Source organism: Amycolatopsis heterodermiae (assembly GCF_034929455.1).
Lineage (GTDB): Bacteria > Actinomycetota > Actinomycetes > Mycobacteriales > Pseudonocardiaceae > Amycolatopsis > Amycolatopsis heterodermiae.
Genome location: NZ_JAYFSI010000007.1, coordinates 389,943 through 414,466 on the forward strand (window position 1 = coordinate 389,943; position 24,524 = coordinate 414,466).

General features: G+C 72.0%; 26 protein-coding genes and 1 pseudogene. 7 read left to right on the forward strand and 20 right to left on the reverse strand.

Annotation, left to right across the window (positions count from 1 at the left end; genetic code table 11):
• Positions 1-18 precede the first annotated feature (18 nt).
• Positions 19-660, reverse strand: a pseudogene (locus tag VA596_RS29575) (GtrA family protein); the annotation flags it as partial.
• Between VA596_RS29575 and VA596_RS29580 the strand changes: the two are divergent.
• Positions 614-1,132 carry a hypothetical protein gene (locus tag VA596_RS29580; RefSeq protein ID WP_323331455.1) on the forward strand — a complete coding sequence of 173 codons (519 nt, stop codon included), beginning with the start codon at positions 614-616 and terminating at the stop codon, positions 1,130-1,132. The pseudogene VA596_RS29575 and the gene VA596_RS29580 sit on opposite strands and share 47 nt — an antisense overlap.
• Here VA596_RS29580 and VA596_RS29585 read toward each other — a convergent pair.
• From VA596_RS29585 to truB, 10 genes are all read right to left on the reverse strand, one after another.
• On the reverse strand, positions 1,080-1,862 hold the full coding sequence (locus VA596_RS29585) for a hypothetical protein (RefSeq protein ID WP_323331456.1): 783 nt from the start codon (positions 1,860-1,862) through the stop codon (positions 1,080-1,082). The genes VA596_RS29580 and VA596_RS29585 overlap by 53 nt on opposite strands.
• Positions 1,863-1,881: 19 nt before the next feature.
• Positions 1,882-2,328, reverse strand: coding sequence for a tetratricopeptide repeat protein (locus VA596_RS29590; protein WP_323331457.1), 447 nt, complete (start codon positions 2,326-2,328; stop codon positions 1,882-1,884).
• Positions 2,325-3,065, reverse strand: a complete 741-nt coding sequence (dapB, locus tag VA596_RS29595) for a 4-hydroxy-tetrahydrodipicolinate reductase (RefSeq protein ID WP_323331458.1) — start codon at positions 3,063-3,065, stop codon at positions 2,325-2,327. Before dapB ends, VA596_RS29590 begins: the two co-directional genes overlap by 4 nt.
• Positions 3,062-4,426: a M16 family metallopeptidase gene (locus VA596_RS29600; RefSeq protein ID WP_323331459.1), complete on the reverse strand. Its 1,365-nt coding sequence runs from the start codon at positions 4,424-4,426 to the stop codon at positions 3,062-3,064. Before VA596_RS29600 ends, dapB begins: the two co-directional genes overlap by 4 nt.
• Positions 4,427-4,523: 97 nt before the next feature.
• Positions 4,524-6,770 carry a polyribonucleotide nucleotidyltransferase gene (locus VA596_RS29605; protein WP_323331460.1) on the reverse strand — a complete coding sequence of 749 codons (2,247 nt, stop codon included), beginning with the start codon at positions 6,768-6,770 and terminating at the stop codon, positions 4,524-4,526.
• A gap of 249 nt (positions 6,771-7,019) precedes the next feature.
• On the reverse strand, positions 7,020-7,289 hold the full coding sequence (gene rpsO / locus VA596_RS29610; protein ID WP_003084034.1) for a 30S ribosomal protein S15: 270 nt from the start codon (positions 7,287-7,289) through the stop codon (positions 7,020-7,022).
• Between the two features lie 143 nt (positions 7,290-7,432).
• On the reverse strand, positions 7,433-7,936 hold the full coding sequence (locus tag VA596_RS29615) for a 2'-5' RNA ligase family protein (RefSeq protein ID WP_323331461.1): 504 nt from the start codon (positions 7,934-7,936) through the stop codon (positions 7,433-7,435).
• Positions 7,936-8,409, reverse strand: a complete 474-nt coding sequence (locus tag VA596_RS29620; RefSeq protein ID WP_323331462.1) for a helix-turn-helix transcriptional regulator — start codon at positions 8,407-8,409, stop codon at positions 7,936-7,938. The genes VA596_RS29615 and VA596_RS29620 overlap by 1 nt, the downstream gene beginning before the upstream one ends.
• A gap of 120 nt (positions 8,410-8,529) precedes the next feature.
• Complete coding sequence (locus tag VA596_RS29625) at positions 8,530-9,492, reverse strand: bifunctional riboflavin kinase/FAD synthetase (RefSeq protein ID WP_323331463.1); 963 nt, start codon at positions 9,490-9,492, stop codon at positions 8,530-8,532.
• Between the two features lie 28 nt (positions 9,493-9,520).
• Complete coding sequence (gene truB, locus VA596_RS29630; RefSeq protein WP_323331464.1) at positions 9,521-10,426, reverse strand: tRNA pseudouridine(55) synthase TruB; 906 nt, start codon at positions 10,424-10,426, stop codon at positions 9,521-9,523.
• A gap of 123 nt (positions 10,427-10,549) precedes the next feature.
• Here truB and VA596_RS29635 point away from each other — a divergent pair, with 123 nt between their 5' ends.
• A complete protein-coding gene (locus VA596_RS29635) occupies positions 10,550-11,047 on the forward strand; it encodes a GNAT family N-acetyltransferase (protein ID WP_323331465.1) in 498 nt (165 codons plus the stop codon).
• Here the strand turns inward: VA596_RS29635 and VA596_RS29640 are convergent.
• The 3 genes from VA596_RS29640 to VA596_RS29650 all read right to left on the reverse strand — a co-directional run bounded on the left by VA596_RS29640 (position 11,018) and on the right by VA596_RS29650 (position 15,056).
• Positions 11,018-12,343 (reverse strand): MFS transporter, encoded by a 1,326-nt coding sequence (locus tag VA596_RS29640; RefSeq protein ID WP_323331466.1) that lies wholly within the window; start codon positions 12,341-12,343, stop codon positions 11,018-11,020. The two genes, VA596_RS29635 and VA596_RS29640, sit on opposite strands and share 30 nt — an antisense overlap.
• Positions 12,344-12,665: 322 nt before the next feature.
• On the reverse strand, positions 12,666-13,985 hold the full coding sequence (locus VA596_RS29645) for an MATE family efflux transporter (RefSeq protein ID WP_323331642.1): 1,320 nt from the start codon (positions 13,983-13,985) through the stop codon (positions 12,666-12,668).
• 81 nt (positions 13,986-14,066) lie between these two features.
• Positions 14,067-15,056 (reverse strand): DHH family phosphoesterase, encoded by a 990-nt coding sequence (locus VA596_RS29650; protein ID WP_323331467.1) that lies wholly within the window; start codon positions 15,054-15,056, stop codon positions 14,067-14,069.
• Positions 15,057-15,081: 25 nt separating this feature from the next.
• On the opposite strand from VA596_RS29650, the gene VA596_RS29655 reads away from it, so the two are divergent.
• Complete coding sequence (locus tag VA596_RS29655; protein WP_323331468.1) at positions 15,082-16,113, forward strand: TRM11 family SAM-dependent methyltransferase; 1,032 nt, start codon at positions 15,082-15,084, stop codon at positions 16,111-16,113.
• Here the strand turns inward: VA596_RS29655 and VA596_RS29660 are convergent.
• Positions 16,110-17,273, reverse strand: a complete 1,164-nt coding sequence (locus VA596_RS29660; RefSeq protein WP_323331469.1) for an SPFH domain-containing protein — start codon at positions 17,271-17,273, stop codon at positions 16,110-16,112. The genes VA596_RS29655 and VA596_RS29660 overlap by 4 nt on opposite strands.
• Before the next feature lie 20 nt (positions 17,274-17,293).
• Positions 17,294-17,533: a hypothetical protein gene (locus VA596_RS29665; RefSeq protein ID WP_323331470.1), complete on the reverse strand. Its 240-nt coding sequence runs from the start codon at positions 17,531-17,533 to the stop codon at positions 17,294-17,296.
• Between the two features lie 135 nt (positions 17,534-17,668).
• Here VA596_RS29665 and VA596_RS29670 point away from each other — a divergent pair, with 135 nt between their 5' ends.
• From VA596_RS29670 to VA596_RS29685, 4 genes are read left to right on the forward strand one after another with little or no spacing between them, the layout of a single operon-like run.
• Positions 17,669-18,229, forward strand: a complete 561-nt coding sequence (locus tag VA596_RS29670; RefSeq protein ID WP_323331471.1) for a TetR/AcrR family transcriptional regulator — start codon at positions 17,669-17,671, stop codon at positions 18,227-18,229.
• Entirely contained in the window at positions 18,226-18,858 is a 633-nt protein-coding gene (locus VA596_RS29675; protein WP_323331472.1) for a class I SAM-dependent DNA methyltransferase, read from the forward strand. Before VA596_RS29670 ends, VA596_RS29675 begins: the two co-directional genes overlap by 4 nt.
• Before the next feature lie 26 nt (positions 18,859-18,884).
• Positions 18,885-19,328 (forward strand): helix-turn-helix transcriptional regulator, encoded by a 444-nt coding sequence (locus VA596_RS29680; RefSeq protein WP_323331473.1) that lies wholly within the window; start codon positions 18,885-18,887, stop codon positions 19,326-19,328.
• Positions 19,329-19,333: 5 nt separating this feature from the next.
• Positions 19,334-19,744, forward strand: a complete 411-nt coding sequence (locus tag VA596_RS29685) for a VOC family protein (protein ID WP_323331474.1) — start codon at positions 19,334-19,336, stop codon at positions 19,742-19,744.
• Here VA596_RS29685 and VA596_RS29690 read toward each other — a convergent pair.
• The 4 genes from VA596_RS29690 to infB all read right to left on the reverse strand — a co-directional run bounded on the left by VA596_RS29690 (position 19,728) and on the right by infB (position 24,452).
• Positions 19,728-20,561, reverse strand: a complete 834-nt coding sequence (locus VA596_RS29690) for an alpha/beta hydrolase (RefSeq protein WP_323331475.1) — start codon at positions 20,559-20,561, stop codon at positions 19,728-19,730. The genes VA596_RS29685 and VA596_RS29690 overlap by 17 nt on opposite strands.
• A gap of 3 nt (positions 20,562-20,564) precedes the next feature.
• Complete coding sequence (gene rbfA / locus VA596_RS29695) at positions 20,565-21,041, reverse strand: 30S ribosome-binding factor RbfA (protein ID WP_323331476.1); 477 nt, start codon at positions 21,039-21,041, stop codon at positions 20,565-20,567.
• A 19-nt stretch (positions 21,042-21,060) separates the two neighbouring features.
• On the reverse strand, positions 21,061-21,354 hold the full coding sequence (locus tag VA596_RS29700) for a DUF503 domain-containing protein (RefSeq protein ID WP_323331477.1): 294 nt from the start codon (positions 21,352-21,354) through the stop codon (positions 21,061-21,063).
• 80 nt (positions 21,355-21,434) lie between these two features.
• Positions 21,435-24,452: a translation initiation factor IF-2 gene (gene infB / locus VA596_RS29705; protein WP_323331478.1), complete on the reverse strand. Its 3,018-nt coding sequence runs from the start codon at positions 24,450-24,452 to the stop codon at positions 21,435-21,437.
• Positions 24,453-24,524: the final 72 nt, after the last annotated feature.

Below are 24,524 nucleotides of genomic sequence, written 5' to 3' on the forward strand. Positions count from 1 at the left end.
GTCCCGGAAGATCACCCAGCGCATCACGGAGTACATGAAGACGCCCTCGCAGGCGCCCGCCAGCACCCGCGAGAGGTGGTATTCCAGGCCGAGCGCGGTCAGTCCCGCGCCCACACCCAGCAGAAACGCCGCGTAATTGACGGCGATCGCCCCGATGTAAAGCACCAGCTGGAATCCGACGGCCGCGTGGGAATGGAAGTTGAACGTCCGGTTGAGCACGAAACTCACCGCGAACGCACACAGGTAGGCCAGCGTGATGCCGAGCCACAACGGCCAGCCCAGCAGTCCGTGGAAAACGGTCAGCAGCCCCAGGTCGACGCCGAAGGTGAACCCGTTGATCAGGCAGAAGCCCAGAAACGTCGGCGCCACGATCCGCGACAGACCCAGGGGAAGGAACCGCACGACGGTCCGGCACAGGGCGCCGAACCGGTCAGCGGGCGTAGGAGGTTGCTCGGCGGCCACGCCGTCAGGTTTCCAGCGGCAGGTGGCCGGAAACCGTCCGGCAGGTGATCTTCTGGTGCCTGCCACCGGCCGAAGAGTAGGGCCAACCCCCGTGCGCGGAGATTTCGAACTGATAACTTGAAAGACCGGGAGCAAATCAGGAGGTGACACGATGAGCTGGATCCTGCTGACGCTGGGCGTCGCGTTCGGCTCGGCCATCGTGCCGCTGATCAACGCCGAGGTGTTCCTGATCGGGCTGTGCGCGAGCCACCCCGGCCTGCACTGGCTGTGGCTCGGCGCGGCCGTCGCGGTCGGGCAGATCGCCGGCAAGACCCTGTACTACCTGGCCGCGCGCGGCACCATCAAGCTGCCGAAGCCGCTGCACGACCGCCTGCACCGCGAACGCCCGATGACCGCGCGCAGGGTGCGCTGGGAGCTGCGGACGAAGAAGATCCGCGCCCGGGTGGACGCCCTGCGCGAGCGCTGCCACCGCCACCCGCACTGGATGGCCGGCACGTACGGCGTGAGCTCGCTGGTGGGCCTGCCGCCGTTCATGGCGACGAGCGTGCTGGCCGGGCTGGTCCGCATGCGCCTCATGACGTTCCTGACGGCGGGGCTGACCGGGCGCTGGATCCGTTTCAGCCTGATCGCCGCCGCACCCGCGGTCTTCGCGGGCTGGATGCACCACTGACGCCGGCCTGCACCACGAGCACGCCGGCCGCGGCCACCAGGAACGCCCAGCCCTCGATCGGCTCGGCCAGCACGGCCACGAGGTAGCAGAACGCCGCGAACCCGCCGAGCCCGCGCAGCACCCCGCGCGTGGTCGCGACCGCGGCCGCCGGACCGCCCTGGACCAGGGCGAACACGGCCACGACGCTGGTGCCGACCGGAAACGGGGCGAGCACCCCGGTGAGGTCCGGGCCGAGCCGGCCGGCCGCCGCGGTCAGGGAGACCACGAGCACGGCGGTCGCCACCGCGCGGGCCGGGAGGTCCCACCACGGCAACGCGACCGGCCGCGCTTCGCCGCGAGCAGCGGGCACGACTTTCGCCGCGCCCCAGGCGACGAGCGCGGCCAGGACGAGCGCGACCCACGCCGGTACCGGTGTGAAGGACAGCCCGAGGTCGACGGCGAGGCAGGCCGCCCAGCCGGTCAGCAGCGTCACCGGCCAGGACCGCGCGCGGGCCACGAAGGCGAAGACGACCGAGAACACCGCCAGCGACACGAGCCCCAGCAACGAGGCCGACGCGGCCCGGGCGGCGAAGGCCGCGCCGTGCTCCAGGTAGGTGACGACCAGGATCGGCCCGGCCACAACGGGCAGGGCCACCAGCAGGCCCGTGACGCCCGGGCCCCAGCGGCGCCCGGCCAGGGACGACCCGACGACCAGCAGCGGCGCGAGCACGAGCTTCAGCAGCAGCGTCACCGGCGCCAGTCCGCCGGGCTCAGCGGTCGGCGGCTTCCAGCTCCAGGGCCTTCTTCATCGTCTCCCGCGCCCGGCGGCGGTCGCCCGCGATGTCGTAGGCGTACGCGAGCTTGTACCAGGCGCGCCAGTTCTCCTGGTCGGCCTGGACCTCGGCGCGGCGCTGGTCGAACCAGGCGTCGGCCGCGTCGCGGTCGACGCGGCCCGACGGGCGGCGCGGCAGGTCGGAGACGTCCGGGAGCTGGCCCTCGCTGTCCAGGCGGCGGGACAGCCGCTGGATCTGCAGGCCGTTGCGCCAGGTGACGACGACGATCCAGATCCCCAGGATCGGCAGCAGCAGCACGCCGATCCCGAGCGCGATGCCCGCCCCGGTGCCGGAGGCGAACAGCGCGAACGCCCGGTCCGCGAGCAGCACCAGGTAGACGACCAGCGCCGCCGTCATCAGCAGCGCGACGTTGCGGGCCTTCACAGGTCGAGCACGTTCTCCAGGCCGACCGTCAGGCCGGGGCGCGTCAGGACCGTGCGCACGCCGAGCAGCACACCCGGCATGAACGACGTCCGGTCGAGCGAGTCGTGGCGGATGGTCAGCGTCTCCCCCTCGCCGCCGAACAGGATCTCTTCGTGCGCCACGAGCCCGGGCAGCCGGACCGAGTGCACCCGGACGTCCTCGACCGAAGCACCGCGGGCACCGTCCAGTTCGGACGTCGTGGCGTCGGGACCCGGCGCCACGCCCGCTTCCGCGCGCGCCGCGGCGATCATCCGGGCGGTGTGCGCGGCGGTGCCCGAAGGGGCGTCGGCCTTGCGGTTGTGGTGCAGCTCGATGATCTCGGCCGAAGCGTAGAACTTGGCCGCCTGCGCGGCGAACCGCATTGCGAGCACCGCGCCGAGCGCGAAGTTCGGCGCGATCAGCACCCCGAGCGACGGCTTCGGTTCGAGCAGGCCGCGCAGCTCGGCGAGCCGCTCCTCGCTGAAGCCGGTGGTGCCGACGACCGCGTGGATGTCGTGCGCCACCAGGTACTTCAGGTTGTCCATCACGGCGTCGGGATGGGTGAAGTCGACGACGACCTCGGCCTCGGCCAGCGCCGCGAAGTCGTCACCCGCGTCCAGCGCGGCGACGACCTTCATGTCGCCGGCGCCTTCGACGGCCTTCACCACCGTCGCGCCCATCCGGCCGCGCGCACCGAGCACACCGACGTTGACGGTCATGAAGCGATCACCTCGTGCAGGTCGTCCGGAAGGTCGTCGGCGTGAGCGTACGGCCCGACGACCGCCGCCGCCGAGACCCCGCCCGGCCGCGCGAACAAAGTGCGAGCGAGCGCACACACCTCGTCCGTGGTGACGGCGTCGATGCGGGCGATCGTGTCGTCGACGCCCAGGTAGTGGGCGTAGTTGAGCTCGTTCTTGCCGATCCGCGACATCCGCGACGACGTGTCCTCCAGGCCCAGCACGATCCCGCCGCGCAGCTGGCCCTTGGCGCGGGCCACCTCGGCCTCGGTCAGTCCGTCGACGCCGACCTTGTCGAGCACCTCGCGGATCACGCCCGCGACGTCACCGAGCTTCTCCGGCTGGCAGCCCGCGTACACGGACATGTGGCCGGTGTCGGCGTAGCTCGCGACGGACGAGTACACCTGGTAGGCCAGCCCGCGCTCCTCGCGGATCTCCTGGAACAGCCGCGAGCTCATGCCGCCGCCGAGGGCCGCGTTGAGCACCGACAGCGCGAAGCGGCGGTCGTCGTGCCGCGACAGCGACCGCAGGCCGAGCATGACGTGCGCCTGCTCGGTGTCGTCGGTGTGCAGCGCGAGCTTCGGCGGGGTCTTGATCCGCGCGCGGCCCTCACGGGGCGCGACCGGTGTCGCGGTGCCGGTCAGCCGCTCCTTCAACGCCTTGCGCACCAGGCGGAGCACCTGGCTGTGGTCGACGTTGCCGGCCACGGCCAGCACCATGCGCGGCAGCGTGTAGCGGCGCTTGTAGAACCCGCGCAGGGCCGCCGGTGACATGCCGATGATCGACTTCTCGGTGCCGAGCACCGGGCGGCCGAGCGGGTGCTCGCCGAGGATCGCGTTGACGAACGTCTCGTGCAGCAGGTCCTCGGGGTCGTCGTCGCGCATCGAGATCTCTTCGAGGACGACGCTGCGTTCCATGTCCATGTCGCGGTCGGTGCAGAGCGCCTCGAACACGACGTCGGTGACCAGGTCCACGGCGAGCGGGAGGTCCGCGTCGAGCACCTGTGCGTAGTAGCAGGTGTGCTCCTTCGCGGTGAAGGCGTTGAACTCGCCGCCGACCGCGTCGATCTCCTCGGCGATCGTCTTCGCGTCGCGGTGCGTCGTGCCCTTGAACAGCAGGTGCTCGAGGTAGTGCGCGGCGCCGGCGACGGCGTCCGGCTCGTCACGGGAGCCGATGCCGACCCACAGCCCGACCGTCGCCGAGCGGGACGCCGGCACGTGCTCGGTGATCACGCGCAGGCCGCCGGGCAGCACGCTGCGCTTGACGACCGCACCGTCCGAAGTGGACTCCAGCGTGCGGGTGGTGCCGACGGGCTGCTCGTGCCCGGAAACCTGCCGTGCCATGGGTTCCTTACTCAACCAGCCGTGAAGGCCACATCGAGGGACTCAGAGTCCCTCAATGTGGCCTTCACGGACAGGTAGCTCGCGCAATGCTGACTGACTAGGCGTCGGCCTTCTCGGCGTCGGCGTCGGCCGGGGCGCCCTCGGCGGGGGCCTCGTCCTCCTTGACGACGATGAGGCTGATCTTGCCGCGGTTGTCGATGTCGGCGATCTCGACGCGGAGCTTGTCGCCCACGTTGACGACGTCCTCGACCTTGGCGATCCGCTTGCCGTTGCCCAGCTTGGAGATGTGCACCAGGCCGTCCTTGCCCGGCAGCAGCGAGACGAACGCGCCGAACGCGGCCGTCTTCACCACGGTGCCGAGGAAGCGCTCCCCGACCTTGGGCAGCTGCGGGTTGGCGATGGCGTTGATCAGGTCGATCGCCGCTTCCGCCGACGGGCCGTCGGCCGCGCCCACGTAGATCGTGCCGTCGTCCTCGATGGAGATGTCGGCACCGGTCTGCTCGGTGATCGAGTTGATCATCTTGCCCTTCGGGCCGATGACCTCGCCGATCTTGTCCACCGGGATCTTCACGCTGGTGACGCGCGGCGAGTACGGGCTCATGTCGTCCGGGCCGTCGATCGCCTCGGCGATGACCTCCAGGATGGTGAGCCGGGCGTCCTTCGCCTGCTTCAGCGCGGCGGCGAGCACCTCGGAGGGGATGCCGTCGAGCTTGGTGTCCAGCTGCAGGGCGGTGATGATGTCCTTGGTGCCGGCGACCTTGAAGTCCATGTCGCCCATGGCGTCCTCGGCCCCGAGGATGTCGGTCAGCGCGACGTAGCGGGTCTCGCCGTCGACCTCGTCGGAGATGAGGCCCATCGCGATGCCCGCGACCGGCGCCTTCAGCGGCACGCCGGCGTTGTACAGGCCCATGGTGGACGCGCAGACCGAGCCCATCGAGGTCGAGCCGTTGGAGCCCAGCGCCTCGGAGACCTGGCGGATCGCGTACGGGAACTCGTCACGCTTCGGCAGCACCGGCACCAGGGCGCGCTCGGCGAGCATGCCGTGGCCGATCTCGCGCCGCTTCGGCGAGCCGACGCGGCCGGTCTCGCCGGTGGAGAACGGCGGGAAGTTGTAGTGGTGCATGTAGCGCTTGTGCGTCTCCGGGGACAGCGAGTCGATCTGCTGCTCCAGGCGAAGCATGTTCAGCGTGGTGACACCCAGGATCTGGGTCTCGCCGCGCTCGAACAGCGCCGAGCCGTGCGCCCGCGGGATCACGGCGACCTCGGCCGAGAGCGACCGGATGTCGGTGAGGCCACGGCCGTCCATGCGGATCTTGTCCGTGAGGACGCGCTTGCGCATGACCTTCTTGGACAGCGCCTTGAACGCGGCGCCGATCTCCTTCTCGCGGCCCTCGAAGGCTTCGCCCTCGCCGATGCCGACCTTCTCCAGGACGGCGGCCTTGACCTGGTCGGTCGCGTTGTCGCGGTCCTGCTTGCCGGCGATCTGCAGCGCGTTCGCCAGGTCGTCGGTCGCGATCGCGGCGACGGCGTCGAAGGCGTCCTGCTCGTAGGCCAGGAAGACCGGGAACTCGCCGGTCGGCTTGGCGGCCTCGGCGGCCAGGCGCTGCTGCGCCTCGCACAGCACCTTGATGAACGGCTTGGCGGCCTCGAGGCCCTCGGCGACCGAGACCTCGTCCGGCGCCTTGCCGCCCGCGGCGATCAGGTCGAGCGTGTTCTCGGTGCCCTCGGCCTCGACCATCATGATCGCGACGTCGTCGCCGACGATGCGGCCGGCCACGACCATGTTGAACGTGGCCTTCTCCAGCTGCGACCAGGTCGGGAACGCGACCCACTGGTCCTCGATCAGCGCGACGCGGACACCGCCGACCGGGCCCGAGAACGGCAGGCCGGCGATCTGGGTCGACGCCGAGGCGGCGTTGATGGCCAGCACGTCGTACGGGTCGTCCGGGTTGAGGCTCTGGACGGTGATGACGACCTGGATCTCGTTGCGCAGGCCGTCGGTGAACGACGGGCGCAGCGGCCGGTCGATCAGGCGGCAGGTCAGGATCGCGTCGGTCGAGGGACGGCCCTCGCGGCGGAAGAACGCGCCGGGGATGCGGCCGGCCGCGTACATGCGCTCCTCGACGTCCACCGTCAGGGGGAAGAAGTCGAAGTGGTCCTTCGGGTGCTTCGACGCGGTCGTCGCCGAGAGCAGCATCGTCTCTTCGTCGAGGTACGCGACGACGGCGCCGGCGGCCTGCTTGGCCAGGCGGCCCGTCTCGAAGCGGACGGTGCGGGTGCCGAAGCGGCCGTTGTCGATCACGGCTTCTGCTTCGTGCACGGTGACTCCGGTGGAGTCGGTCATAAATGCTTCTCCTCTTTGGTTCCTTCGTACGGCGCGAGTCTCCCACCCTGGGACCCGTTTCGCCTGAGGACGCTCGAGGAGTGATGCCGGTCTTCGATCGAAGCCCCCGGGACTCTTCCCGGAAGCCACTACCGAGGACCGGCGGACGGTTCCCCGGGCGCGCTCGCGCCGTTTCTTTCTCCTGCTGGACGGTGTTCTTCACCCGATGGGGAGCGACCTGTGAGGCGGTCGCTCCCCTTCGGGCAACAGCTATCGGCGCAGGCCGAGGCGCTGGATCAGCGCACGGTAACGCTCGATGTCCACCTTCATCACGTAGTTCAGCAGCCGGCGGCGACGGCCGACCAGCAGCAGGAGCCCGCGACGCGAGTGGTGGTCGTGCTTGTGAGCCTTGAGGTGCTCGGTGAGGCCGACGATCCGCTTGGTCAGCAGCGCGACCTGGGCCTCGGGGGATCCCGTGTCCGAGTCGTGCACGCCGTACTCGGCCAGGATCGACTTCTTCTCTTCGGTGGACAGCGCCACTTGTGTTACTCCTCGAAATGATCAGTGCCGTGCGGCCCCGGACGCGGAAGAACGCCGGGAAGTCGGTCACGGCCGCCACGGACTGCAGCCGGACCCGATCCTGACGTTACCATTCTGGCCATCTGCCGCTCTGAGCAGGGCCTTCAGGCGTGGTCCAGCCCGAACGAGCGAGCCACCCGGTAACGGGTTCCGCCCGGCTCGCGCTCGCTCGTCATGAGCGCCACCTCCGCGGCCCGCCAGCTCCGGCTCGTGAAGCCGGCCAGCTGTGCTGTCCAACGCCGCGCGAGCTCCGGTTCTTCCCGGGGGAACCGCGCCAGCGTGAGGTGGGCCACGTACGGTCTCGGTTCGGCGCCGGCGCCCGCGGCGTGCGCGAGCGGCGTCAGCTCCGGTCCGGCGGCAGTCAACCACAGCACCCCGGGAAAGGTCGCGGCCTTTTCCAGCCGGACGTCGACCGCGGGCCGGCCGGCGAGCCGCCCGGCCAGCCAGGCCGCCCGCGTGCCGAGGTCGTCGCGGCCGTAGTAGGCGAGGGTGACGTGCCACCGCTCCGGCGGCTCCCAGGCCAGGCCGTCACCGGGGCTCCCGAGGGCCTCGGCGACCGCTTCGACGACGTCGTCCGGCGGCAGCAGCGCGCTGAACAGGGCCGTCATCAGCCGCCGTGACCGGCCCGGCGGAGCAGGTCGGCGATGGCCGGGAAGTCGTCGTCGAGGCGCTTGGCGGCCTCGCCCAGGTCCTCGTCCTCGGCCAGGTCGCGCAGGTAGGCGAGGACGGACTGGTCGTCGTTGCCCAGTGGGATGTTGTCGCGGCCGACGGTCGGGCGGGCGTCGCGGACGTCCTCCATCGCGGCCAGCATCGCGTCGCGGTTGCCCGCGGCGACCTCGGGAACCAGGATCTTGCGTTCGAGCATGATCATCCTGGCGAGCACGACCGGGTTGCCGATCTTCGCGCGCCGCCCGCTCATCACCTGGCTGAGCATGGGGGCACTGATCCCGAGGACCTCGGCCAGGAACGCCTGGGAAACATCGAAGGCGACGACGAGCCGGCGCACGCGGTCGCCCAGCGGCTCGCCGTACCACTCCCGCTGCAGCGCGATGTTCCGCTGGACGATCTTGTGGTCCTCCACCAGTCCCGCTCCCCTAAACCCGCTTCGCCCGCACAGTCCGCGCGCACACCGTACGTGAGCATCTTGCCATCACCGTCACCTCCGTGAACGCGAAATCACCGATTCCGCCCCGGTCGAGCGCTACCGGGTGTCCGGAAGGGCAGTGCGCGTGGCGACGACGTCCTCGTCGATCTGGGCGACCAGCCCGGCGGAGTCGGCGAACCGCACCTGGTCGCGCAGCCGGGTGACGAAGTCGATCGCGACGTGCTGGCCGTAGAAGTCCTCGTCGACGTCGAGGACGAAGGCCTCGACGGTCCGCTCGCGCCCGGAGAAGGTCGGGTTGGTGCCCACCGAGACCGCGGCGCGCAGCCGGCGCGACGGGTCCGCCGAGCGGGTGAACCAGGCACTGTAGACACCGTCGGCCGGGACGGCGGCGAAGCGCGGCGTCGACAGGTTCGCCGTCGGGTAGCCGAGCTCGTGGCCCCGGCCGTCGCCGCGCACGACGATGCCCTCGAGCCGGTGCGGGCGCCCGAGCGCCTCGGCGGCGGCCACGACGTCGCCGGCGTCGATGCACGAGCGGACGTACGTGCTGGAGAACGTGATGGCCGACTGGTCCTCTTCGGACAGTTCCTTGCCCTGCAGCTCGGCGCCGTAGGCGGCGAAGCCGAAGCGGCGGCCGAGGGTGCGCAGCAGCTCGACCGTGCCGGCCGCCTTGGCGCCAAAGGTGAAGTTGTCGCCGACGATCACGGCGGCCGCGTGCAGCCGGTCGACGAGCACCTCGTGCACGAACTCCTCCGGCTGCAGCCGGGACAGCTCGAGGGTGAACGGCAGCACGCAGAAGACGTCGACGCCGAGGCCCTCGACGAGCTCCGCCTTGCGCCGCAACGTGGTCAGCTGCGCCGGGTGGCTCCCCGGGCGCAGCACCTCCGACGGGTGCGGGTCGAACGTCAGGACCACGCCCGGCAGGCCGCGCTCGGCGGCCGCGGCCACGGTCCGGTTGATCAGCTCCTGGTGCCCGCGGTGCACCCCGTCGAACACGCCGATGGTGACCACGCACCGGCCCCAGCCGCCGGGAAGGTCCCCCAGCCCACGCCACCGCAGCACGTCACACTCCCGTCTTCTCGCCCCCACCCTAGGCGGGCAGCAGCACGACCACTGCTTTGGACACGCCTTGTTCATCGGCCGCCAATGCGAGCACCCGGCCGTCCGGTCCGAAGAGGCCGTAGGTGCCCTCGAGCCCGGCCGCCGGGATGCGCTGGCCGTGGCGGACCGCCTTGGCCGTCGCGGCGTCGAGATCGCGCCGCGGGAAGGCGGCGGCGACGGCGGCGTCGAGGTCCAGGCTCAGCTCGGGGGTCTCCTCGAGCCGGTCGAGGGTCTTCGCCTTCGCCAGCGTGAACGGGCCGACCGTGGTGCGGCGGAGGGCCTGCAGGTGGCCGCCGACCCCGAGGTCGGCGCCCAGGTCGCGGGCCAGCGCGCGGACGTAGGTGCCGGACGAGCACTCGACGACGGCGTCGACCTCGACGTGGTCGTCCTCGTGGCGGATGCCCAGGACGTCGAAGCGGTAGACGGTGACCGGGCGCGGCGGGATGACGACGTCCTCCCCCGCGCGGACCCGGGCGTAGGCGCGCTTGCCGTCGATCTTGACGGCGCTGACCGCGCTGGGCACCTGCTGGATGTCGCCGGTCAGCTTCGCGATGCCGCGCGCGATGGCGTCGTCTTCCACGGCCTTGGTGTCCGCGCTCGAGAGGACTTCGCCCTCGGCGTCGTCGGTCGTGGTGCTGCTGCCGAGGCTCAGGGTGGCCAGGTAGGTCTTGCGGTCGAGCGCCAGGTGGCCGAGCAGCTTGGTGGCGCGCTCGATGCCGAGCACCAGCACGCCGGTCGCCATCGGGTCGAGCGTGCCGGCGTGCCCGACCTTGCGGGTGCCCATGATCCGGCGGGCGCGGGCGACGACGTCGTGCGACGTCATCCCGGCGGGCTTGTCGACGATCACGAGACCGGGCGGCGGGGCGGGACGGCGGGGCGGTTTGGGGCTCGACACGCGGCAAACCCTAGCGGCCGCCGATCGTCGGCCGATCGGGTGCGTTCGGCGGCGCGATCGGCGCCTTCGGGTATGGCGGCCGGGTGCTTGAGCGGCGGCGCGGCGGCGGGCCAGGATGAGGACGTGGCGAAGATCGAAGTCCGGCCCGCCCGTCCCGCCGACCTCGAAGCCGTCGCCGGGCTGAGATGGCGGTGGGTGGCCGAGCGCGACGGCCTCCCCGGCGCCGGGCGCGCGGAGTTCGTCCGGGAGTTCGCCGCGTGGGCGCTGGCGAACGCGGCCACCCACCGGTGCCTGGTCGTGGTGCGCGAAGACCTGGTGCTCGGGATGGCGTTCCTCGCGATCACCGCGCGCGTGCCGACGCCGACGGCGTTCACCCGGGCCGCCGGCGACGTGCAGAGCGTCTACGTCTCGCCGGAGGCCCGGGACTGCGGCCTCGGCGGCCTGCTCATCAACGGCGTCCTGCGGCTGGCGGCGGACCTCGGGCTCGAGCGCGTGACCGTGCACTCGTCGAAACGGGCCGTGCCGGCCTACGAACGGCGCGGGTTCGCGGTGGCCCGGCACCTCATGCAGGCCGTGCTCCCGCCCGGCCGGTCAAGCGGCCACGATCGGCGTCTCCGGTAGCGCCGCGTCCCAGCGGCGGCGGGTGATCCGGACCGGCAGCTGTTCGCCGCGGGCTTCGGCCAGGAACAGGTGGGTCCGGGTGCGGCGCCACCACACGAGCATCCGCGAGGTGCCGAACGCCAGGATCGCGACGATCGCCAGCAGCGACAGCCGGAAGCTGCCGCCGGTCCACTGCAGCAGCACGCCGACCGCGAGCGCGGCGATCGTCGTCGCCACGAAACCGCCGACGTTGACCACGCCCGTCGCGGTGCCAACCCGGCTGAGCGGGTTGTAGTCGCGGGCCAGCGCGAAGCCGATCATCGACGCCGGGCCGCCAAGCGCGAGGAAGGCGAACGCGGGCACCAGCAGCGCCACCGGCACCGGGCCGGGCCAGCTCAGCAGCACCGCCCACAGCAGCGCGGCGCCGCCGATGTACCCGCCGACCAGCGGCATCCGCAGCGACGGGCGGCGGCCGATCAGGCCGCCCAGCAGCGGGCCGCCGGCCATCGAGCCGAAGACGAACACCGTCAGCAGCGCGCTCGCGGTGGCCTTCGACTGGCCCTGGCCCTGCACCAGCCACGGCACGCCCCACAGCAGCGTCAGCGCGTTCGGCGCGAACATCGTGCTGAAGTGGACCCAGAACCCCAGGCGCGTCCCCGACGTCCGCCAGGCCTCGGCGACCTGGTGGGCGAGCTCGCGGGGGCGGACGGCTTCGCGGGCCGGCACCTCGACGCCGGCCGGGACGTCGCGCACCCGCAGCGTCACGACGAGGGTGTAGAGCACGGTCAGCGCGCCGACGGCGAGGAAGGTGGGCGTCCAGCCTGCGCTGTCGAGCACGAGGGACAGCGGGACGGTGGCGGCGAGGTTGCCGATGTAGCCGACGGCCGCGGTGAACGACGTCAGCAGCGCGTACTGGCGGCCCGGGAAGTGGGCCGCGACCAGGCGCAGCACGCTGACGAAGGTGAGCGCGTCGCCGAGGCCGAGCACCCCGCGGGCGAGCAGGCCCAGGCCGTAGGAGTGCGCGACGCCGAGCAGGAGCTGGCCGGCCCCGAGGATCAGCACGGCGACGGTGAGCACGCGGCGGGGGCCGTAGCGGTCGACCAGGACGCCGGTCGGGATCTGCATCGCGGCGTAGACGCCGACCTGGAGCACGGTGAACGTGCCGAGCGCGGCCGCGCCGACGCCGAAGCGCTCGGCCGCCTGCAGCCCGGCGACGCCGAAGGAGGTGCGGTGGAACACCGCGAGGAGGTAGACGGTGACGGCGGCGGACCAGATGAGCCAGGACCGGGCGGTGGCGCGGCCGGTGGCGGGCGGCACGGGGACCTCCAGGATTTCGGCGTTCGGGGCTTGCGGTGCGGGACGCCCTCACTGCCGTCCCCACTACTTGTAGCGCCTAAGCAACGGCGAAACCTAGCCGTTACCCCGGTGGCGTTCACCACATGGGGCTGCACGGGGCCGCACGCGGTGATCACCGGCGGCCATCAGCGGCACGATCCGCCCGATGGCGGCCGTGACGGAAACGCCAACTCGCGTGATTGGAACGCCGACACGCGTGATTGAGGCGCCGACACGGCTTACGGGGTCGGACTCCGCCGTGTCGACCCTTCAATCACGCGTGTCGACCCTCTGATCACGCGGGTTACGCGGGGCGGACGGCGCCGGTTACGGCCCAGTTGCCCGAGCGCCAGCGGGCCAGGACGAACGCGAGCCGCAGGACCATGAAGAGCGAGAGGCCGGTCCAGATGCCCGTGAGGCCCCAGCCGAAGGCGAGGGACGCCCAGATCAGCGGCAGGAAACCCAGGGCCGCGCTGCCGAGCGTCGCGTTGCGGAGGAAGGCCGCGTCACCCGCGCCGAGCAGGACGCCGTCCAGGGCGAACACCACCCCGGCGATCGGCTGCAGCGCGACGAAGAACCACCAGGCGTGCGGGATCTCCGCGAGCACGCCCGCGTCGGAGGTGAACGCGTGCGGCAGCACCCACGCCAGCGCCGCGAACAGCACGCCCAGGAAGCACCCCATCAGCAGGCCGTAGCCGGTGATCTGGTTCGCGACCCCGCGCGCCTGGCGGGCCGCGCCCGCGCCGAGCGCGGCGCCGACCAGGGACTGCGCCGCGATCGCCACCGAGTCCAGCACCAGCGCCAGGAACGTCCACAGCTGCAGCACCACCTGGTGCGCGCCCACCGCCTCGGTCGACGTCCGGGCCGCGACGGCCGCCGCCGAGACGAAGCACGCCTGGAACGCAAGGCTGCGCAGCACCAGGTCCCGGCCCAGGCCGAGCTGCGCGCGCATCACCTTGAAGTCCGGCCGCAGGCCGACCTTCTCCTTCACCAGGGCCGCGAAGAACAGCGACGCCGAGATCACCTGCGCCACGACGTTCGCGATCGCCGAGCCCTCCAGGCCGAGCCCGGCCCAGTAGACGAGCACCGGGCACAGCACGGCCGAGATCCCGTTGCCCGCCAGGACGTACCGCAGCGGCTTCGCGGCGTCCTGCACCCCGCGCATCCAGCCGTTGCCGGCCATCGTGACCAGGATCAGCGGCGCCCCGAACAGCGCGATCCGCACCCACGACACCGCCGCTTCGGCGATCTGGTCGCTGCCCGAGAGCACCCGCGCGATCGGCCAGGCCAGCAGCTGGCCGGCGACCAGCACGACCAGCCCGACGAACACCGCCAGCCACGTCGCCTGGACGCCCTCGCGGACCGCGTCGGCCCGGCGCCCGGCGCCGTGCAGCCGGGCGGTGCGCGACGTCGTGCCGTACGACAGGAACGTCAGCTGGCTCGACACCTGCGCCAGCACCACGCCGCCGAGCGCGAGCCCGGCCAGCGAGAGCGCGTCGAGGTGGCCGACCACCGCCGTGTCGACCAGCACGTACAACGGCTCGGCGGCCAGTACGCCCAGCGCCGGCACCGCCAGGCCCAGCACCCGCCGGGCCGGGACCCGCTCGTTCTCCTCCACGTTCACCACGAACCGGACTCTAACCGCCACCACCGACAATCCCGGCCGGTGGGAAGGCGAGAGCCCGCCGAAGTCCACTGTGGACGTCTAGAGCAGCGGTGCCCGTTCCAGCGCGTCGCGCAGGCCCGCCAAAACCGCCTCCGCGGTGCCCGCGATCGTGCACCCCGCGGCCTGCCGGTGCCCGCCGCCGCCGAACTCCGTGGCCACCGCGGAGACGTCGATCCCGAGGGAGCGCAGCGAAATCTGCCACTGCCCGGGGTTCGACGGGTCCTGCTTCAGCACCGCCGCCACGGCCGCTTCGCGCACCGAGCGGACGACGTCGATGACCGACTCGACCTCCTCGGCCCGTACCGTGCCCGCGGCGTCGACCCCGACGATCGCGTGCACGAAACCCTTGCCCTGCGCGGCTTCCGGCTCCAGCTCGGCCCCGGCCAGCACCGACGACAGCATCGGCAGCCAGGCGAACGGCCGTTCGTCGACGATCCGCCGCACAACCGACTCCGGGTCGACGCCCGCTTCGAGCAGCCGCGCCGCCATCCGGTGGGTCTCCGGGCTCGCGCGGCGGAACCCGCTGGTGTCGGTGACGATCCCGGCGTACAGCCCGCGCGCGATCGGCTCGTCCAGTTCGACGCCCAGCTCGTCCAGGATCCGGAACACGAGAATCGCGCTGGCCTCGGCGCTCTCGTCGACGACGTTGCAGGTGCCGTAGCCCGTGTTGGTCGCGTGGTGGTCGATCACCAGCACGTCACCGGCCAGCTCGACGCGCCCGGCGAGCCGGCCCAGCCGCTTCGGCACCGGCGTGTCGACGCAGACCAGCAGCGCTTCGGTGTCGGGCAGGTCGTCCGGGTGGGTGAGCAGGGCGTCCTCGTCGAGCCACCGCAGCGTCTCCGGGGCCTCGTCCGGCTCGCCGAAGGACACGCGCACCCGGGCACCCCGCTGGAGCAGGGCCCGGCCGAGGGCGAGGGCGCTGCCGAGCGCGTCCGCGTCCGGGCGGACGTGCCCGAGCACCGTCACGTCGGTGGCCGAGGCCAGCAGCGCGGCCGCGGCCCGGATGTCCTGCGCCAAAGTAGGGGTCACGGTGCGTCACGCTACGCTCTGCGGGATGTCCGAGTACGTGATCCTGGTCCACCCGTCCGCCAACCGGGTCTACGCCGCCGCCTCCCCCGCGCTGCTGCGCGCCGAGCTGGCGGTGTTCGGCACGGCGCTGGCGGCCGAGCTGTCCGGCATCGAGGACGTCGAGCTCGGCGGGGTCGGCTACGTCCGGTTCACCACCTCCGCGCCGCTCGGCGAGCGCGACGTCGCGCTGCTGTCGAACCTGTCGTCGCTGTACGCCCTGTTCGAGCTGGAGGGCGACGTCCTGCGCCCGGTGACCGTGACCCCGCTCGCGAAGGCCGACTCGGACCTGCTGACCATCCAGAAGTACGCCGGCAAGACCAACGAGTCGTTCACCAAGCTCCTGCTGAACGTCACGCTGCTGGCCACCGCGGACGCGCTGTCGGACAAGCCGCGCTACCTGCTCGACCCGCTGTGCGGCCGCGGCACCACGCTCAACCAGGCGATCATGTACGGCCTGCACGCCACCGGCCTGGACGTCGACGCCAAGGACTTCGAGGCGTACGAGGCGTTCATCAAGACGTGGCTGCGGAACAAGCGCGTCAAGCACACGGCCGAGTCGGGCTTCCTGCGCCGCAACAAGGTCCGGCTCGGGCGCCGCCTCGACATCGAGTACGCGTTCACCAAAGAGGACTACAAGGCGGGCGAGACCCGCAAGCTCGCGTTCTTCAACGCGGACACGCTGACCACGGACGAGATCCTGCGCGCGAACTCCTGCGACGTGATCGTCACGGACGCGCCGTACGGCGTGCAGCACGGCAGCCACCGCGAAGCCGGCCTGCAGCGCAGCCCGCGCGACCTGCTCGCGGCGGCGATCCCGGTGTGGACGAGGGTGCTGAAACCGGGCGGCGCGCTCGGCATCTCGTGGAACACCACCGTGCTGCCGCGCGAGGAGCTGGTCGCGATCCTGCAGAAGGCCGGGCTGGACGTCCGCGAAGGCGGCCCGTACGACGGGTTCGTCCACCGCGTCGACCAGGCCATCCTGCGCGACCTGGTCGTCGCGGCGAAACCGGCTTCCTAGGACTGCGTCAGCTCACCCGGCTTCGGCAGCGCCTGCCCGTTCGTCTCGGAAGCGGAAGCGGGCGCCGGGGCCGGGGCGGGCGACGTGCTCAGGCCGCGCTTCACCGAGTCCAAGATGGACAGTCCCTGGCCGACGAGGCCCGCGGCCATCTCGCCGAGGCCGTCGGCGCCGTTGAGGATGTTGACGTTCGCGCCGGCCAGGCCGCGACCGGCCTCCTTGACGATCAGGGGCAGCTGGTCGATGAGCATCCGGTCGAGCGCGACGCGGTTGTTCGACGCCGCCGCTTCCGCCTGCACGCGCATCTTCTCCGCGTCGGCCAGCGCGAGGATGCGGATCCGCTCGGCCTCCGCGTCGGCCGGCTTGATGACCTCGGCCACCAGCTGCTGCTGGCGCAGCTCGGCCTCGCGCTGGGCCAGCTCGGTCCGCGCGTCGATGACCTCCTGCTGCGCCCTCGCCTGCGCGAGCGGCCCGGCCTGGGCGGCCTCCGCCTGCGCCGCCTCGACCTCGGCGCGGTACTGCGCCTGCACGATCGACGTCTGCCGGGCGTACTCCGCCTGCGTCCGCTGCGACTCCTGCTCGGCCTCGGCCGCCCGCTTGTTCGCCACGGCCTGGGCGATCTGGGCGTCCCGCTGGATGGCGGCGTTGTGCGGCGCGGCCATCGCGGCGATGTAGCCGAGCTTCATGTCGTCGATCGACTGGATCTGCAGCGCGTCGACGGAAAGGCCGATCTTCGCCATCTCCACCGCCGAGCCGTCCAGCACCTCGGTGGCGAGCTTCTGCCGCTCGGTGATGATCTCCTCGACCGTCATCGACCCGATGATCGAGCGCAGGTGACCGGAGAAGATCCGGCCGGTCAGCACGGACATCTGGTCCTGGTCGGAGAGGAACCGCTGGCCGGCGTTGACGATGCTCTCGGTGTCGTTGCCGACCTTGAACGCGATCACCGCCCGCACGGTCAGGGCGATGGCCTGTTTCGTGACGCACACTTCGGTCACTTCGGCTTCGTTCATGGCCAGCGTCAGGAACCGGACTTTCCGGAAGATCGGCATGACGAACGCGCCGTGACCGGTGACGACCCGGAACGGCGCCGCGCCACTGCTGTTCTTCCCGCCGGAGATGAGCATCGCTTCGTTGGGGGCGGGAACGCGATAACCGAACATCGACTGTCCTTAGACGAGCACTAGGTAGTGGGTTCCGGCGTGGGTTCGGGGACGTCCCACGCCACGACGTCGACCGTGCGCCGTCCCCGGGTTTCGACGACCAGCACGGTCGTCCCCTTCGGCAGCTCCGTCTCGGACCAGGCCAGGAAGGTTTCCAAGCCACCCCGGATCCTGATCAGCACCTCCCCGGGACCGCGCTGCCCGCGCGTCCCGACCAGGAGGACCCCGGTGCGGCCCGACGGCGAGAGATCGGAGTGCAAACGGCCGACCTCCCCTCGGTGGGCTGCCTCGACGCGGGTGACCCCCGCTCACCCCATTGTGCTCCCGGCGGCGGCCGCGCGTGGGCACTGTGACGTTCCGATCAGGAGGCGACCAGGATGGTTAGACTCCGAAACGTGACAGTGGAGCAGCGCCCCCTGCGCGCGGACGCCCGGCGCAACCGCGAGGCGCTGGTCGCGGCCGCGCGGGAGGTGTTCGGCGCCAAGGGCCTCGACGCCCCGCTGGACGAGATCGCCCGCCGCGCCGAGGTCGCGATCGGCACCCTTTACAACCGCTTCCCGACCCGGGCGGACCTCGTCGAGGCGGCGTTCCTGCCGACGCTGGAGGAGGCGCAGGTGATCGGCGACGAGGCCCTCGCGTGCGAGGACCCGTGGGACGGTTTCGTGCGGTACCTCGAGCGCTCGATCCGGATGCAGGTGACCGACCGCGGTTTCACCGAGGTGTGCTCACGGACGTTCGACCCGTCCTCGGGTCTGGAAAAGGCCAAGCGTGCCAACGGTTCCCGGATGGAGCGGATCATCACGCGGGCGCAGGAGGCCGGCGCGCTGCGGCCGGACTTCCGCCTGCCGGACCTGGCGGTCGTGTTCGCGGCGGCGACCGCGGCCCCGGACTGGCGGCGCGGGCTCGCCCTGGTCCTCGACGGCCTGCGCGCCCCGGCCGCCCACCCGCTGCCGTGACCGGCTGGCTCGCGGACACGCGAACGTCGTACGACACCGTGGCGTCGAGCTACGCCGAGATCGTGCGCGACGCCGTCACGACCCAGCCGTACCTGCGGACGGCGCTCGCGCTGTTCGCCGGGCAGGCCGACGGCCCGGTCGTGGACGTCGGCTGCGGTCCGGGACATTTCACCGCCCACCTGGCCTCGCTGGGTCTCGACGTGGCCGGCGTCGACCTCTCGCCGTCGATGATCGAGCTGGCCCGCGAGGCGTACCCCGGCATCCGGTTCGAGGTGGGCTCGATGACGGACCTGCGGCTCGGCGACGCGTCGGTCGCGGGGGTGCTCGCGTTCTGGTCGCTGATCCACGTCCCGGACGACGCCGTCCCCGGCGTGCTCGGCCACTTCCACCGGGTGCTGCGCCCGGGCGGCCGGGCGGTGATCGGCTACCACGTCGGCGACGAGTCCCGGCTGAAGACGCAGGGCTACGGCGGCCACCCGATGAAGGTGCACGTCCACCGCCGCCGCCCGGAGCAGGTGGGCGCGCTGGTGCGCGACGCGGGGTTCGAGATCGAGGCGGAGTGGCTGCTGAGCCCCGACGACGACGTTCCGCAGGCGATCCTGTTCGCCCGGCGACCGCCTTTGCGGTGACGCGACCCAGCAGGCATGCTGAGGGCGTGACCGGCAGATCAGACGCGCGCCTGCGTGAACTCGTGCTGCTGCGCCGCGTTCGCGACCGGATCGACCGGGACTACGCGCAGCCGCTGGACGTCGAGGCGCTGGCGCGCGGGGTGCACGTCTCCGCCGGGCACCTCAGCCGGGAGTTCCGCGCCGCCTTCGGGGAGTCGCCCTACAGCTACCTGATGACCCGGCGGATCGAACGGGCCATGACTCTGCTGCGCCGGGGTGACCTGTCGGTCACCGAGGTCTGCTTCGCGGTCGGGTGCTCGTCGCTGGGGACGTTCAGCACGCGGTTCTCCGAGCTGGTCGGCATCTCGCCGAGCGTCTACAAGCGGATGGCGGCCGGCGACGGCGAGGGCATCCCCACTTGCCTGGCCAAACAGGTCATGCGGCCGATCAGGAATCGAGAAGCGGCGAACAGCCGCGCCGACCTATCGTGACCGGCATGAACCTCATCATCCAGCACACGTTCCTCCCGGCCGACGACCCGGACGCCTCGCTCGCCTTCTACCGTGACGCGCTGGGCTTCGAGGTGCGCAACGACGTCGGGTACGGTGAGATGCGCTGGATCACCGTCGGCCCGGCCGACCAGCCGCACACGTCGATCGTCCTGCACCCGCCGGCGGCCGACCCCGGGCTCACCGACGACGAGCGCCGCACGATCGCCGAGCTGATGGCCAAGGGCAGCTACGCGTCGATCGTGCTGGCGTCCTCGGACCTGGCGGGCACGTTCGACAAGGTCCAGGCCAGCGGCGCCGACGTCGTCCAGGAGCCGCTCGACCAGCCCTACGGCGTCCGCGACTGCGCGTTCCGCGACCCCGCGGGCAACATGGTCCGCATCAGCCAGCTGGGGTGATCCGCCGCCCGACGAAGTCGAGGACGTCGGGCAGCACCCCGCGCCAGTACGCGTCTTCGTGCTTGCCCGGCGAGAACCGCGCCACGGCCGGGGACACCGCGTTGACGAGCTTGCGGTCCGCGCCCTCGAACGGGTCCGACTCGCCGCACCACACCCCGAGGTCCGCGCCGCGCAGCTCGGCCGGGTGCAGCAGCGGCTCTTCGGCTCGCCAGTTGGCTTCATCCGCGAACACCTTGCGGGCGCGGGCGTCCGGCCAGCTGACGAACAGCGCGGCGCTCGCCACGGCCGTCGCCTTCAGGTCCGGGTGGGCGCGGGCGTAGCGGAGGGCCCCGAACCCGCCCATCGAAATCCCGAGCACCGCCGACGGCGGTTGCAGGTCACGCTGCTGCACCCACGCCGGGACCTCGTCGGTGAGCATCTTCTGCGGGTCGTCCTCGTCGCCGACGGCCACCCAGTAGTGGTCGCCGTCGACCGCGGCGATCGCGAACGGCGGGACACCCGCGCGCACCGCCGCCGTCAGCGCCGCGGGGACGCCCAGCTCCAGGAACGTGCGGGCGCGCGCACCCCGGCCGTGCAGGGCCAGGCACACCGGCAGCCCCGAAGGCGGGATGCCTTCGGGGCTGATCAGGACCAGGTCGACGTCGGTGCCGCGGGCCGCCGACGGCATCCGCTGCACCGTGACCGGCTCGCGCAGGGGCGCCGGCCCGGACGGGACCGGCACCGCGGACGGGCCGGGTGGCGGACCGGACGGCGCCGACGAGCAGCCCGCCAGCAGCGCGAGCGCGCTGCCGGTGAGCAGGCCGCGGCGGGAGAGCACGGGTCAGCCCCGGCTCTCCTCCTCCGCGAGCTCGTCTTCGTCTTCGCTTTCGCGGGGCGCCTTGTACGGGTCGGGTTCGCCCGCGTGCTGCGCCCCCGCCGAACGGCGCGCGACCTCCGCGTCGGCCTCACGGGCCTTCGCGAGCAGGTCTTCGATGCGCTTCGACTCTTCGGGGATCGTGTCGGCCACGAACGTCAGGGTCGGCGTGTAGCGGACCCCGGTGCCCTGCCCGACCTTGGTGCGGAGCATCCCGCGCGCCGATTCGAGCGCGGCGGCCGCGCCGGCGAAGTCCGGAACCGAGTCCAGCTTCTCGCCGAGCACCGTGTAGTACACCGTGGCGTCGTGCAGGTCGCCGGTGACCTTCGTGTCCGTGATGGTCACGTAGTCCAGCCGGGTGTCCTTGACCTCGTGCTCGATCGCGGACGCCACGATCTGCGAGATCCGCTTGGCGAGCTTGCGAGCCCGAGCAGGATCAGCCATGTCGTTCTCCTAGAAAGATTCAGTCGTCGGGACCGAGTAACCGGCGGTGCGCGGAGAGCAGTTCGAACTCCGGCCTGCTCGCCACGTACCGCTCACACGAGTCGAGCACGTCACGGACGTGCTCGCCACCTTCGGCGACCACGGCCACCCCGATGAGGGTCCGCCGGTGCAGGTCGGTGTGACCGGCCTCGGCCACCGACACGGCGAAGCGCTTGCGCACCTCCGCCAGCACCGGCCGGACCACGGATCGCTTCTGCTTCAGCGAATGGACGTCGCCGAGCAGGATGTCGAGCTCAAGAGCTCCGACGAACATAGGCATTGTGGTGGTGTCGTAGGGATGAGAAGCGAAAGCCCGGGTGTGCGGCCGAAACCGCACACCCGGGACCGAACGCGTTACGCGCGCGGCTTCTCGCGCTGCTCGTAGGTCTCGATCAGGTCGCCGACCTTGAGGTCACCGTACGAGCCCAGCGTCAGACCGCACTCGTAGCCCTCGCGGACCTCGACCACGTCGTCCTTGAACCGTCGCAGCGAGCTGACCGGCAGGTTCTCCGCGACGACAGTGCCGTCGCGCAGCAGCCGGGCCCGCGCGTTGCGCCGGATCTCGCCGGACATGACCAGGCAACCCGCGATCGTGCCGATCTTGGAGGACTTGAAGACCTCGCGCACCTCCGCGCGGCCCAGCTCGACCTCTTCGTACTCCGGCTTGAGCATGCCCTTGAGGGCCTGCTCGATCTCGTCGATCGCCTGGTAGATGACCGTGTAGTAGCGGACGTCTACGCCCTCGCGGGTGGCCCGCTCGGTCGCCTTGCCCTGGGCGCGGACGTTGAACCCGAGGACGATCGCGTCGGACGCGGTCGCCAGGTCGATGTCCGACTCGGTCACGCCACCGACACCGCGGTGCACCACGTTCAGCTCGACGTCGTCGCCGACGTCCAGCTGCAGCAGCGATGCTTCGAGGGCCTCGACGGTACCCGAGTTGTCACCCTTGATGATCAGGTTGAGGCTGTTCGTCTCCTTCAAGGCGGAGTCGAGGTCCTCGAGGCTGACCCGCTTGCGGCGCGACGCGTTGAGCGCGTTGCGAGTACGAGCGGAGCGGCGCTCGGCGATCTGCCGGGCGACGCGGTCCTCGTCGACCACCAGGAAGGTGTCGCCCGCGCCCGGCACCGAGGTGAACCCGATGACCTGGACGGGACGCGACGGCAGCGCCTCGGTCACGTCGACGTTGTGCTCGTCGACCATCCGGCGGACGCGGCCGTAGGCGTCACCCGCCACGACCGAGTCACCGACGCGCAGCGTGCCGCGCTGGACCAGGACGGTGGCCACCGGGCCGCGGCCGCGGTCGAGGTGCGCCTCGATCGCGACACCCTGGGCCTCCATGTCCGGGTTGGCCCGGAGGTCCAGAGCGGCGTCGGCGGTCAGCAGGATCGCCTCGAGGAGGCCGTCGATGTTGATGTTCTGCCGCGCGGAGATCTCGACGAACATCGTGTCGCCGCCGTACTCCTCGGCGACCAGGCCGTACTCGGTCAGCTGCTGCCGGATCTTGTCCGGGTTCGCGCCTTCCTTGTCGATCTTGTTGATCGCGACCACGATCGGGGCCTTGGCGGCCTGCGCGTGGTTGATCGCCTCGACCGTCTGCGGCATCACACCGTCGTCGGCCGCCACCACGATCACCGCGATGTCGGTCGAGTTCGCACCACGGGCACGCATGGCGGTGAACGCCTCGTGGCCCGGGGTGTCGATGAAGGTGATCAGGCGCGGGTTGCCCTCGAGCTCGGTCTCGATCTGGTAGGCACCGATGTGCTGCGTGATGCCGCCGGCCTCGCTCTCGCGGACCTTCGTCTTCCGGATCGTGTCGAGCAGGCGGGTCTTACCGTGGTCGACGTGACCCATGATGGTCACGACCGGCGGCCGGACCTGCAGATCCTCTTCGCCACCCGCGTCGTCGCCGTAGGTGATGTCGAAGGTCTCCAGCAGCTCGCGGTCCTCCTCCTCGGGGCTGACGACCTGAACGTTGTAGTTCATTTCGCCGCCGAGCAGCTCGAGGATGTCGTCCGACACGGACTGCGTCGCGGTGACCATCTCGCCGAGGTGGAAGAGCACCTGCACCAGCGAAGCCGGGTTGGCGTCGATCTTCTCGGCGAAGTCGGTCAGCGAAGCGCCACGCGGCAGCCGGATCGTCTCGCCCTGCCCCTTGGGCAGGCGGACGCCGCCGACGCTGGGCGCCTGCATGTTGTCCATGTACTCCTGGCGCTTCTGCCGCTTCGACTTGCGACCCTTGCGCGAGGGACCACCCGGGCGCCCGAAGGCACCCGCCGTGCCACCACGGCCACCGGGGCCGCCACGGCCGCCGCCGCCACCGCGGAAACCGCCGCCGCCACCGGCCGGGGCACCGGCACCGGGGCCGCCGCCACCCGGGCGGAAGCCGCCGCCACCGCCGCCGCCACCGGGACCGCCGCGGAAGCCACCGCCGCCGCCACCACCGGGACCGCCGCGGAAACCGCCGCCACCGCCACCGGGGCCGCCACGAGCGCCGCCACCGGGGCCGCCACGGGCACCGCCACCGGGACCACCGCGCGCGCCGCCACCGGGACCACCGGCGGGACGGGCGGGACGGCCCGGCATCATGCCGGGGTTCGGCCGCGGGGGCATGTTGCCCGGGCTCGGCCGGTTGCCACCGGCGCCACCACCGGGCCGCGGGGCCGGGCGGTCACCGCCGCCACCGGTACCACCGGGACGCGGCGGGCGGGTGTCGCCGCCCTGACCGCCGCCACCGGGGCGCGGGCCCTGCGGACGCGGCGGGGCGCCGGAACCGACGCCGAACGGGTTGTTGCCGACCCGCGGGGTGCGCGGACCGGGCTTGGGACCGCCGGGCTTGGGGCCCTGCGGCTTCGGCGGGACGACCGAACCGGTGTTGCCCGCGGGGGGCGCGGCCGGGGTCTCCTGCTTGGGGGGTGCGGCAGGCGCTTCGGCCTTCGCGGCCGGGAGCTGCTCCTGGGGAGCGGGCGCCGCCGGCTGCTGACGCGGGCCGGGCCGGGGGCCGGGACCCGCGGGACGGGCACCACCCGGGGCGGCGGCCGGCTTCGAGGCCGGTGCCTGCTGCTGCGGGGCCGCCGCGGGGGCGGCCTTGGCCGCGGGCACCTGCTGCTGGGGAGCGGGCGACGCGGGCTTGGGGGCGGGCGCGCCCGGCTTCGCGGCCGGGGGCCCGGGGCGCGCCGACGGGCCGGGGGTCGGCCCCGGCTTCTTGGCGCCCTTGGGGGCGTACGCGTCACGGAGACGGCGGGCGACGGGCGCCTCGACCGTGGACGACGCGGACTTGACGAACTCGCCCTGTTCCTTCAACTTGGCGAGAACGTCCTTGCTGGTGATGCCGAGCTCCTTAGCGAGCTCGTGTACGCGGGCCTTGCCTGGCACAGCTCTCCTCATCTAGGGGAGGCCAGGCGGGTGACCCGCTGACCTCGTCCTTATTGTCTCGCGTTCATGGCT

Coding starts and splice junctions, on each gene's coding strand:
- rbfA (WP_323331476.1), bottom strand. CDS start 21,041: ATGGCTGATCCTGCTCGGGCTCGCAAGCTCGCCAAGCGGATCTCGCAG.
- VA596_RS29685 (WP_323331474.1), top strand. CDS start 19,334: ATGAACCTCATCATCCAGCACACGTTCCTCCCGGCCGACGACCCGGAC.
- VA596_RS29700 (WP_323331477.1), bottom strand. CDS start 21,354: ATGTTCGTCGGAGCTCTTGAGCTCGACATCCTGCTCGGCGACGTCCAT.
- VA596_RS29615 (WP_323331461.1), bottom strand. CDS start 7,936: ATGACGGCCCTGTTCAGCGCGCTGCTGCCGCCGGACGACGTCGTCGAA.
- VA596_RS29580 (WP_323331455.1), top strand. CDS start 614: ATGAGCTGGATCCTGCTGACGCTGGGCGTCGCGTTCGGCTCGGCCATC.
- VA596_RS29600 (WP_323331459.1), bottom strand. CDS start 4,426: ATGGCACGGCAGGTTTCCGGGCACGAGCAGCCCGTCGGCACCACCCGC.
- VA596_RS29605 (WP_323331460.1), bottom strand. CDS start 6,770: ATGACCGACTCCACCGGAGTCACCGTGCACGAAGCAGAAGCCGTGATC.
- VA596_RS29655 (WP_323331468.1), top strand. CDS start 15,082: ATGTCCGAGTACGTGATCCTGGTCCACCCGTCCGCCAACCGGGTCTAC.
- dapB (WP_323331458.1), bottom strand. CDS start 3,065: ATGACCGTCAACGTCGGTGTGCTCGGTGCGCGCGGCCGGATGGGCGCG.
- VA596_RS29660 (WP_323331469.1), bottom strand. CDS start 17,273: ATGTTCGGTTATCGCGTTCCCGCCCCCAACGAAGCGATGCTCATCTCC.